Origin of the sequence: Lysobacter sp. Root690, from assembly GCF_001427785.1 — a bacterium.
In the GTDB taxonomy this organism is placed as follows: Bacteria; Pseudomonadota; Gammaproteobacteria; order Xanthomonadales; family Xanthomonadaceae; genus Lysobacter.
In genome coordinates this window covers 897905-908541 of the sequence record NZ_LMHM01000013.1, presented here as the reverse complement: position 1 = coordinate 908541, position 10637 = coordinate 897905, and the positions used below count along the sequence as shown (strand labels likewise).

Below are 10637 nucleotides of genomic sequence, written 5' to 3'. Positions count from 1 at the left end.
CGCCGCTCGCTGAACCGCCGGCCACGGCGAGGCGCCTAAAACCCGGGATCGGCGGCGCGGACGCTTAAGATCGAGCCCGGTCACCTTCGCGAGAGTCCCGCATGGCCCGCTCATCCGCTGCCCGTCGCTCGCTGCGTTTCGCCGCGCCGCTACTGTTCGCGTTCGCCGCCTTCGATGCCGCGGCCGCAACGCCACCGACTCCGCCCACGCCACCCGCCGCAACGGCCGATATCGACGCGGTACGCGGCTGCTGGATCCAGAAAGTCGAACCCAACGGCCGCGCCACCTTGCTGCTGCGCCTGCTGCCCGACCGCGAACGTTCCGATTGGCTCACCGGCCAGTTGCAGCGCGCCGACGGCGACGATCCGGACAAACGCCTGCGCCTGATGTTCTCGCGCGACGGCCAGCACGCGGCGATGGCGACCGCGCCGATCGTGTCCGCGCCGGCAACCGCTCACGCCGACGCGCCGGTCAAGACCTTGCGCTCGGCCAAGGCACGCAAATCCAACCCGGATGCGATGCCGACCTTGATCGCAAATCCCAGCGGACAAATCGAATACGTCCGCTCCGCCGCGAGCGCGCCACCGGCGAAGAACGCCGTCGCGGGCACGCGGGTGATCGAATACCTCGAGCGCGGCGGCGGCAAGCGCCTGCGGGTCGAGGTCTCGGCCGAACACCTCAAACTCAGCGTCAGCGCCGCGGGCCTGCGACCGCAAGCGGCGAAGGCGCAACAAGCGGTGTTGTTCGACGGCGGACGCGACGGCTGCGATTGATCGCGCGTCCGCGTCGATCTTCGCGGTTTCGAACGCTCACTTCGCCGCGGTCACCCGCCACACCGTATTGCCGACGTCGTCGCTGACCAACAAGGCGCCGTGCTTGTCCAGGCGTACATCCACCGGCCGCCCTTGCGCGTCTTCGTCGGCATTGAGGAAACCGGTCAGCACATCGACCGGCGCGCCATCGGGCTTGCCGTTGTTGAACGGCACGTAGATCACCTTGTAGCCGCTCTTGGGTTTGCGATTCCACGAACCGTGCTGGCCCACGAACAAACCGTTCGCGAACGCCTCCGGCAGGCTGGTGCCCTGCGAGAACGCGATGCCGAGCGAGGCGGTATGCGGCCCGAGTGCGTAATCGGGCACCAGGGCCTTGGCGACCAGTTCGGGGTTCTGCGGTTTCACCCGCGCATCCACATGCTGGCCGTAATAGCTGTAAGGCCAGCCATAAAACCCGCCGTCCTTGACCGAAGTGATGTAGTCGGGGACCAAGTCGCTGCCGATCTCGTCGCGTTCATTGACCGCGGTCCACAGCGCGCCGGTGCCCGGCTCCCAGGCCAGGCCGTTGGGATTGCGCAGCCCGGTCGCGAACAAACGCTTTTCGCCGCTGGCGCGATCGAGTTCCCAGATCGCCGCGCGTCCCTCTTCTTTGTCCAGCCCGTTCTCGCCGACATTGCTGTTGGAACCGACGGTGATGTAGAGCTTGCCGCCGTCGCGGCTGGCGATCAGGTTCTTGGTCCAGTGATGATTGAGCCCGGCCGGCAGATCGGTGACCTTGCTGCCCTTGTCGGCGATCGTGGTCTCGCCTTCGCGATACGGAAAACGCCACACTGCATCGGCGTTGGCGACATACAGTTCGTTGCCGACCAGGGCCATGCCGAACGGAGAATGCAGGTCCTTGAGCAGGACCGTGCGTAACTCGGCGACGCCATCGTTGTCGGCATCGCGCAGCAGGCTGATCCGATCGGCGCTCGGCACCGTCGCGCCGGCCTTCTTCATCACCCGGCCTGCCATCCAAGCCTTGAAACCTGAGGGTTTCTCGCCGTCGGACGGCGCATTGCTTTCGGCGACCAGCACATCACCGTTGGGCAACACCTGCAGCCAGCGCGGATGATCCAGCCCGACCGCGAACGCGGTCACCGCCAATCCCGGCGCCGGCGTCGGCTTGGCGCCCCGCGGCCAACCGATCGCGGGCGCGATGTTGACGGTCGGCAACGTGGTCGGATTCGGCGACGGCAGCGTCGGCGACGCGCCGGTGCCGTCGGAGACCCGCAGGGTCGCGCTTTCGCCGCAGGCGGTGAGCGCCAGTGTGGCGGCGATCGATAACGCGGTCACCCGCGGCGAACGGATCATGGTCGGACTCCTGGGGCGAGCGATGCCTGCGGCGAGGATGCGGCGCAGGAAGTAAAGCCGGCGAGAAACGCGGCGAGTCGATACTCGTAATGTGAAGCACGCCGGTTTTGCGCGACCGCTCGCGCTCTGCGAGGCCTTTTGTGGATGGGTTTCAGCCCCCGGCGCTTTTCGCTCAGTTTTCAGCGGCGTTTCGATGCGACCCAGTGAACAGCGTCGGGGCTCAAGCTTCCTGCAAAAGAGCCGCGCGGGTTATCGCGCGTTTCCTCAGCACTCTTGCTCGCAGGGCAGGCCATCGTCGTCGCCATCCATCTTCGTATTGGGGCAGTGCTGCAGAAAGAACCTCGCCTCTGCGCAGGAGGTCATTTCCGAACAATGCTCGCGCCCGTCGCAAACGAATGCCGGACGAGGGCGGGATGCAGCGGCCGCGGATTCGGCCGCTTCCGCCGTCGACGCGGGCATTGCAGGACGACTATCCGACACGCGAGCGACCGACCCGGGCGATGCCCGATGGCTGCCGGATAAAGCGGCGTCAGCGGATTCGGCCATCGGCGCGTGCGTGACATCGCGACCGCCGAAATAACGGTCGTAGCCCACCCAGCCGATCGCGACAACGGCGGCGATGCTCAGCGCGCTTCCGATCAACCCCGTACGCGGCGCAGCCGCATCGCGTGACGATCGGCGATGCGCCGGCCGCCGCGCGGCTTCGCCGGCACGCATCACGTTAATCGCTTCTTTCTTGCCGTCGGGCTTGGTGCGTATTTCGAACGACACCAACTCGTTTACCTGCGGCCGGGCGCCACCGCGCCGGAACGCCGACACATGCACGAACAGTTCGTCGCTGCCCTGCGCCGGGGCGATGAAACCGAAGCCGCGCTCGTCATTCCATTTGACCAGGGTTCCGTGGGTTCTCATATGCGGCGCAGGCAAGCGAGGTCGTCCCAGTATTCGCCGGGGAGTACCGCCAGACAAGGCCCGTAACACAGCGCAGCGGCGGCGCTCGTGCCTAGAATGCAGGCATGAAAATCACCCTGGACGAACTGCTGGCCTTCGCCACCGTGGTCGACACCGGTTCGATCACGGCCGCGGCCGAGTCGCTGGAGCAGACCGTGTCCGGGGTCAGCCGCGCGCTGAGCCGGCTGGAGGAGAAGCTCGGCACCACCCTGCTGCGGCGGACCACGCGCCGGCTGGAATTGACCGAGGAAGGCCAGAGCATGCTGGCCCGCGCGCGCGCGATCCTGGCATCGGTCGAGGATGCCGAGGAGCAGATGGCGCTGCGCCGGCAGCAGCCGGCCGGGCGCTTGCGGGTCAACGCGGCGTCGCCGTTCATGCTGCATGCGATCGTGCCGTTGATCGGCGATTTCCGCGTCAAATACCCGCAGATCGAACTCGAGCTCAACACCAACGATCAGATCATCGACCTGCTCGAGCAGCGCACCGACATCGCGATCCGGATCGGCGCGCTCGCCGATTCGACCCTGCACGCGCGGCCGCTGCCGAGCAGCCGCCTGCGCGTGCTGGCCAGTCCGGCGTATCTGAAGATCCATGGCAAGCCGCGCGAGGTGGCCGATCTGAGCGCGCACACCCTGCTGGGTTTCGCGCCGACCGCGACGCTCAATCGCTGGCCGCTGCGCGACGCGCACGGCAACGAACTCGACATCGCGCCCAACCTGCACGCGTCCAGCGGCGAGACCTTGCGCCAGCTCGCGTTGGCCGGCGAAGGCATCGTCTGTCTTTCCGACTTCATGACCCGCCGCGACCGCCACGACGGCGCGCTGGTGCAGTTGTTCGCGCGCGAGACTCTGGACGTGCGCCAGCCGATCAACGCGGTGTATTACCGCAATACCCAGTTGGCGTCGCGGATCGCGTGCTTCCTGGATTTCGTCGCCCAGCGGCTGACCCCAAGCGGTGGCGAGGAGGCTTGGGAATAAGGCTGACTCGTTCGGTCCGGGCTCGTCCGGGATTGCACGCACGCCCACCCGCAACGAGAAAGCCCCGCACCGCGTAGCGCCGCGGTGCGGGGCCGGAAGTGGCGAGCGGGCACGGTCCCGCTCGGCCACAAGCGGCCGCCGGCGTCCTGGAGCCACGCCGACGGGCGGACCGGACCGAAGTCCAGTCCTAGACAACAACGACGCGGGCGGCGCATCTCCCTACCCCGTCCCGGCCACGATCGAGCGATCGGCCGAGCCTGGTGCCCCGCGGTATGGGGATCGGGCCCAAACCGGTATCGCGAACACGTGCCCGGGCCACGCGCAGCTCCAGTGAATTCCGATCACGGACTGAAACGCAACAGACGGCGCGGTTTCGAAATCATTGGCTGGCGGGACTCCAGCCCCGCCCCGCAATCACCGGGCTCGGCGAAGTTCGCACGAAAGCACTACCCAAAGCCGCGCGACCGAAGCCGAATCCCCTCACCCCGCCTTCTTGCCCGCATCCGGCGGCGCCACCGGCGTCAGGCGCAGATCCTGAAAATCGAAGCTGAAATCGGTCAGCGGCGAGATCGCCTCCATCCGCACCTCGCGCACCTTGCCGTCCGGGGTCAGCGAGAAATTGACGAAGGCGTCGGCATTGAGCCAACGCTGATCCCAGCGCACCACGAAGGTGTCGTGCTGCCACGGGCTGAGTTCGCCGATCAGGTCCTTGGTGCGGCCGAAGCGCAGACGCAGTTTGCCGCCCGCGGCCGCTTCAACATAGACATCGCCATACCACGGGTCGCGGTACGTGCCGGCGTAGCCCGACAACGGCAGCGACGGTTTCGATTTCGCATCGCGCGCCTTGAGGTGCTGGTTCCAGTCCTCGTCGGCCTTGCCGCGGCTCTTCGCCAGCGCCGCGCCGTACGCGGCATTCCAATCGGTCTTGGGCGCGCCCAGATACGCATCGAGCGCGCGCATCGTCACCGCCTGGAACGCGCCGCCGAGTTCGGCGTTGGTCAGCACAACCACGCCCAGTTTGTGTTCGGGCACCAAAGTCACCCGCGAGACCATGCCCGGCCAGCCGCCGGTATGCCACACCAGCTTCTTGCCGCGATAGTCGGTGAGCTGCCAGCCTTCGCCGTAACCGGAGAAATTCGGCTTGACCGGCGCGAGTTCCGGCACCGCCGGTTCGGCGATCGGCATCGGCGTGACCACCGACCACATCTCCTTCTGACGCTTGGCGCTGAACAAGCGTTGTTCCTTGTCGCCCTCGCGCGCGTAGACGCCGCCATCGAGTTGCACGCGCATCCACTTGCTCATGTCGTGGACGCTGGAATACAGCCCGCCCGCGCCGGCCACGTTCGACCAGGTCATCCGCGGCGCCGCCTGCAGGTCCTTGAAATCGGCCTTGGCGTGACCGCTGGCGACGTTGTCGCCGGCGCGCAGCGCATCGGAGTTGTAACGGGTCTCGTCCATGCCCAATGGCTTGAAAATGCGCTGGGCCAGGAACTCGCGATAACTCTGGCCGCTGGCCTTTTCGATCACCAGTTGCGCGACGCCGTAGAGAATATTGTCGTAGGCGTATTGGCCGCGAAACCCGCCGCTGAGCGGCACTTCGGCCAGGCGCCGCGCGACTTCCTCGTTGCTGTAATCGGTGCCCGGCCAGTACAGCAGATCGCCCGCGCCCAGGCCGAGGCCGCTGCGATGCGCGAGCAGATCGCGCACGCGCATTTCGCGGGTGACGTAAGGGTCGGCCATGCGGAACCACGGCAGGTGATCGATCACCCGGTCGTCCAGGCTCAGCTTGCCGTCGTCGGCAAGCATCGACAGCGAGGCCGAGGTAAAGGCCTTGGTGTTGGACGCGATCGCGAACAGGGTGTGCGCGTCGACCGCCTCGGGCTTGCCGAGTTCGCGCAGGCCGTAGCCGCGTTCGAGCACGATCCGGCCGTCCTTGACGATCGCCACCGCGATCCCGGGCACCTCGAACTGTTTGCGCACCGCGTCGACGTAGGCGTCGAAGTCCTGCAGTTGTTCGGGCAACGCCTGCTCCGGCGCGATGCTCGTTTCGGTCGTCGCCGGCGCTTGCGCGGCCGCGCCGGCGGCGCTCACGCAGATCAGCAGGCCGGCGCCGTGCGCCTTCCAGTCGGTGGCTCGCATCGTGTCTGTATCCCTGGTCAAACCGTCAAGGCATCACTGTCGGCGATCGCGGCGGCGGATGCCAGAGGCTCGCCGTGTGTCCAAGCCGCATAATGTCCGACCGTTCCGCGCGACCGCCTGTCCGAGCATGTCCGTTCCCACGCCTGATTTATCCGACATGGCCCTGCCCGACATGGTTCTGCCCGACACGGCCCTGCCCGGCCTCGCCGTGATCGGCGGCGGCCCCGCCGGCCTGATGGCCGCGCAGGTCGCGCGCGCGCTGGGCGTGCAGGTCGATCTGTTCGAGGCCAAGGGCTCGGTCGGACGCAAGTTTCTGATCGCCGGTAAGGGTGGGCTCAACCTCACCCATGGCGAATCGCGGCCGGCGTTCGACCAACGCTACGGCGCGCGCAGCGACGCCATCGGCCGTTGGTTGGACCGTTTCGATGCCGATGCGTTGCGCGAATGGGCGCGCGGTTTCGGCGTGGACACCTACATCGGCAGTTCCGGCCGGGTGTTCCCGATGGACCGCAAGGCCGCGCCGCTGCTGCGCGGCTGGGTGCGGCGCTTGCGCGAGGACGGCGTGCGTTTCCATGTGCAACACCGCTGCCTGGGCTGGAGCGAGGACGGCGCGCTGCGGTTCGAAACCCCGCACGGCGAAACCCGCGTTCGCGCGCGCGCCAGCGTGCTCGCGCTCGGCGGCGGTAGTTGGCCGGAGCTGGGTTCCGACGGCGCCTGGACCGCCTGGCTGGGTGAACGCGGCATCGACATCGCGCCGCTGCAGCCGTCCAACTGCGGTTTCGACATCGGCTGGAGCGAACATTTCGTCGCCCGCCACGCCGGCGCGCCGCTCAAGGCGGTGATCGCGCATTGGCTCGACGAACGCGGCCAGGCGCAGGCACTGCAGGGCGAATGCGTGGTCAGCGCGGACGGGATCGAGGGCAGCCTGATCTATGCCTTGTCGGCGGCATTGCGCGAGGCGATCGCGATGCACGGCCACGCCGACCTGCAACTGGATCTGGCGCCGGGACGCGAACTGGATCGACTGCAACGCGACTTCGCCCAACCACGCCGCGGCCGCAGCGTCGGCGAACATCTGCGCCGGCAGACCGGGCTCGACGCGGTCAAGACGGCGCTGGTGTTCGAAGTGCTCGGCAAGGACGGTCTGAACGATCCGGCGGTGGTCGCGCGCACCATCAAGCGCCTGCCGCTGCGCCTGCTGCGCGCGCGCCCGATCGCCGAAGCGATCAGCAGCGCGGGCGGCGTGCGCCTGGAGGCGATGACCGCCGATCTGGAACTGCGCTCATCGCCGCGCGGCATGTTCTGCGCCGGCGAAATGCTGGACTGGGAAGCGCCGACCGGCGGTTATTTGTTGACTGCGTGTTTCGCCAGTGGGTTGATCGCGGGAGAGGCTGCGGCGCGGTATTTGCTGGACGTAGCGAACGGGTGAGTTGCGAAGAGCAACGGCAAATCCCCCGGCGCACTCACAGAAGCGACATCAAACAGATACGCCGGGCGCCAGCCCCCTTTTTCAAAGTGGGCTAATTGACGCGTGCTTGGGTCGTTACGATTTCAAAGTGAGGCGTTGACGCAGGCTTGGTTGATCATTGCGCTTGACGCAACTTACGCTGACGGATTTGCGAGCACGCGAGTCTGCGCGCTCACATCGAACCCAGATCAAACCAAATCAGCTCCGCGCAAACAAAGATCGGCGGCCGCTACGCCGCCGAACCACGTCGCCTCAAGCCGGCGCCTTCTCAGCCGTCTTGCCCATATAAAACATCGAGGCGCACAAACCCACGCCCTGCGCGGTCGCCGCGGGCAGGTCGCTGCCCTGCAACGCCATCAGCTTGACCACGTCGCCGGTCGATTCGCTGACCTTCGCCAGGGCGATGAAGCCGGTCGGCACGGTGCCGCAGAACGCGTTGGCCGGGGTTTCCTTCGGCGGGACCTGCTCGATCACGCGGCGCAGTTCGACCGTCTGGCTGGCCTCGACCTGCATGGTCGCGCCGTAGGTCTGGCCGGCCGAATACTGGTCGCCACCACGCACGATCGCGACCCGCTCGGTCTTGTACAACGAGCCGTTTTCGCCCTTGAGCTCCAGGTCGTCGATGGTCAGCTTGCCGGTGGTCGCCTGAGCGACCGGGTTGCCCGGTTCGAAGATGCCCAGCGCGACCGGCGTCAGCGTCGGCGGCGAAGCGCGCGCGACCGGATCGGCGTCCGGATCGGGCACCGACTGTTGCGGCGGCGGCGGAGCGGCGGTGGTTTCCTGCGGGGCGGCAGTGTTGACCGGCGCACCCTGGCTGCATGCGGCGAGCGCCAATACGGCGAGCGCGAGCACGGTCGGGGCGGGGAACAAGCGTCGGTTCATTCGGGGTCCTCGTAGCTGATCGACTGGGCCTGCGCGGACGGCACCATACGGGTTGCCGCTGGAACGCGAGGCCTGGCTGCATTCGCTGCGCGCGGGGGATCGGCGCGGGGGCGCCGGCGCGGTGCGAACGCGCAGCCTAACCGCTGGCCCCGTTTGGACGGGTTAATAGTTTGTAATAAATGGCAAAAACGTCGAACGCTCAGGCGTCGCGGTCGTGCAGCGGCTGCAATCGCGGATCCAGCGCGACCCGCTCGTCGAACACGAAACAGCGGCCCTGGTAATGCTGATCGCCGACCTGTTCGAAGTAGCCCAGGATGCCGCCGTCGAGCTGCAGCAGATTGTCCATGCCGTCCGCGCGCAGCCATAACGCGGCCTTTTCGCAGCGAATTCCGCCGGTGCAGAAGCTGACCACGGTGGCGTCGCGCAAGGCCTCGCGGTGCGGGGCCAGCGCTTCGGGCAGGTCGGTGAAATTGTCGATCGGCAGGGTCAGGGCATGGTCGAAACTGCCGTAGCCGACCTCCTCGCGGTTGCGTGTATCGAGCATCACCACCGGCCGGCCGTTGTCGTCGCTGCCGCGATCGAGCCAGCGCCTGAGTGTGTCGGGCGTCACGCTTGGCGCGCGTTCGCGCAGCGGCGAGGCGCGTTCGCGCCGGAACGCGATGATCTCTTGCTTGAGCTTGACCTTGAGCCGCGCGAACGGCTGGGCCCGGCTGTGGCTGTACTTGACGCTGAGCCCGGCGAAGCGCGGCTGCGCGCGCAGGCCGTCGAGCAGGGTTTCGATCGCGGCGGCGGCGCCGGCCAGGAACAGGTTGATGCCCTCGCCCGCGACCAGCGCGGTGCCGCGCAGTTCCAGGGCTTGGGCCTGTTCGCGCAAGTGGGCGGCGAGCTGCGGCGGATCGTCGATGACGGTGAAGTGGTAGGCGGCGATGTTGACGATCATGGCCGCCATTCTAAGCCAGCGCCGTCGCGGCCCGGTTTTGCGCCCTCGGTCCGGGGTCGAACCGGCGGCGCCTTTGCGAGCCTGACACGACCCGGCTGGGCCGGACCTGAACCGTGCCGCGAACCTTCCGACGGCCCGGCTGTCCCAATTTCTGCATGGCCGCCAAGCGAATACGCGAGCCGCGCAAGGTGCCGCAGCGAGGGCCAACGCCCGAGCGTGCGGGCATCGTCCTGATCTCACGCCATAAGGAGGCGTTTGCATGAAGGTACAGCTCAACACCGACCACCATCTGCGCGGCGACGCGTCGCTCAGCCAGCACGTCGCGGGCGTGGTCGATCATTCCCTGGCGCGTTTCCGCGATCAGGTCACCCGGGTCGAAGTGCATCTGCGCGACGTCAACGGCGCCAAGGCCGGCGGCGGCGACAAGCACTGCACCATCGAAGCGCGGCTGGAAGGCCGCCCGCCGGTGGCCGCGACCGAGGACGCCGACACCATGCGCGCGGCGATCAGCGGCGCGGCGCGCAAGCTGCAGCGGGTGCTGGACAGTTCGCTGGGGCGGTTGTCGAGCTGATGGTTGTGGTTCGGCCGGTGGTTCGTGCGGTCGGGCGGGTAGCCCGCGAATAAATACGCACAGTTGGATGCTTTGGTGCAACGGAGCAAACCGACCCGATACCGCTACGAGCGAGCCGCCGTTTCACGAATTCACTAACCGATATTTCGTGTCGCGACAGCGCCGGCAAAGCTAACGGCCGGCGCGTATAAACTCGATCCGATCGCATCGGACTCGCCAGGCTCCATGCGAGCCTGGCGATTACGGCAACTTCGGTGCAGCCGATGATCCGAGCAGGATTTCGACACCCGCGCGCATCGTGTCGATCAGCAAATCGCGGGCGCTCGGAGACGCGAATTTCGCGCGATTGCGCCGGCGCCAGACCGCCTGCGTCGGTCCTGGATCGAAATTCGCCAGCGTGCATCAGAAAAAATCGATCAAGCCCCCCAGCCGCGCGAGCCGCTGCGCACGACCTTGATCGCACGATGATTTTTTCACCAACGCGGTGCATCCGGACGACGCTCCGGCACCGATCGCAACACCGCCATGCGCGTTCCGTCCACGCACAATATTTTTGATACCAATCAGCCATTTACAAACGAAA

9 protein-coding genes are annotated in these 10637 nt (G+C 67.1%); 4 read left to right on the top strand and 5 right to left on the bottom strand.

Annotation, left to right across the window (positions count from 1 at the left end; genetic code table 11):
- Positions 1 to 101 precede the first annotated feature (101 nt).
- On the top strand, positions 102 to 773 hold the full coding sequence (locus ASD86_RS15960) for a hypothetical protein (protein WP_056112433.1): 672 nt from the start codon (positions 102 to 104) through the stop codon (positions 771 to 773).
- A gap of 36 nt (positions 774 to 809) precedes the next feature.
- Here ASD86_RS15960 and ASD86_RS15955 read toward each other — a convergent pair whose 3' ends face one another.
- Together ASD86_RS15955 and ASD86_RS28275 are read right to left on the bottom strand one after the other, a co-directional pair.
- The gene (locus tag ASD86_RS15955; RefSeq protein WP_056112429.1) at positions 810 to 2126 is read right to left on the bottom strand and encodes a sorbosone dehydrogenase family protein; all 1317 of its coding nucleotides are present in this window, start codon (positions 2124 to 2126) and stop codon (positions 810 to 812) included.
- A gap of 264 nt (positions 2127 to 2390) precedes the next feature.
- A complete protein-coding gene (locus ASD86_RS28275; protein ID WP_056112425.1) occupies positions 2391 to 3038 on the bottom strand; it encodes a cold shock domain-containing protein in 648 nt (215 codons plus the stop codon).
- Positions 3039 to 3142: 104 nt separating this feature from the next.
- Here ASD86_RS28275 and ASD86_RS15945 point away from each other — a divergent pair, with 104 nt between their 5' ends.
- Positions 3143 to 4054: a LysR family transcriptional regulator gene (locus tag ASD86_RS15945; RefSeq protein WP_056112421.1), complete on the top strand. Its 912-nt coding sequence runs from the start codon at positions 3143 to 3145 to the stop codon at positions 4052 to 4054.
- Between the two features lie 480 nt (positions 4055 to 4534).
- Here the strand turns inward: ASD86_RS15945 and ASD86_RS15940 are convergent, their stop codons facing one another.
- Positions 4535 to 6193: a serine hydrolase gene (locus tag ASD86_RS15940; protein WP_056112418.1), complete on the bottom strand. Its 1659-nt coding sequence runs from the start codon at positions 6191 to 6193 to the stop codon at positions 4535 to 4537.
- A 172-nt stretch (positions 6194 to 6365) separates the two neighbouring features.
- On the opposite strand from ASD86_RS15940, the gene ASD86_RS15935 reads away from it, so the two are divergent.
- A complete protein-coding gene (locus tag ASD86_RS15935; protein ID WP_056112847.1) occupies positions 6366 to 7622 on the top strand; it encodes a TIGR03862 family flavoprotein in 1257 nt (418 codons plus the stop codon).
- Positions 7623 to 7913: 291 nt separating this feature from the next.
- Here ASD86_RS15935 and ASD86_RS15930 read toward each other — a convergent pair whose 3' ends face one another.
- Positions 7914 to 8543: a hypothetical protein gene (locus tag ASD86_RS15930; RefSeq protein ID WP_056112417.1), complete on the bottom strand. Its 630-nt coding sequence runs from the start codon at positions 8541 to 8543 to the stop codon at positions 7914 to 7916.
- A gap of 199 nt (positions 8544 to 8742) precedes the next feature.
- Positions 8743 to 9483 carry a sulfurtransferase gene (locus ASD86_RS15925; RefSeq protein ID WP_056112414.1) on the bottom strand — a complete coding sequence of 247 codons (741 nt, stop codon included), beginning with the start codon at positions 9481 to 9483 and terminating at the stop codon, positions 8743 to 8745.
- A 259-nt stretch (positions 9484 to 9742) separates the two neighbouring features.
- On the opposite strand from ASD86_RS15925, the gene ASD86_RS15920 reads away from it, so the two are divergent.
- Positions 9743 to 10054 (top strand): HPF/RaiA family ribosome-associated protein, encoded by a 312-nt coding sequence (locus ASD86_RS15920; protein WP_056112411.1) that lies wholly within the window; start codon positions 9743 to 9745, stop codon positions 10052 to 10054.
- Positions 10055 to 10637: the final 583 nt, after the last annotated feature.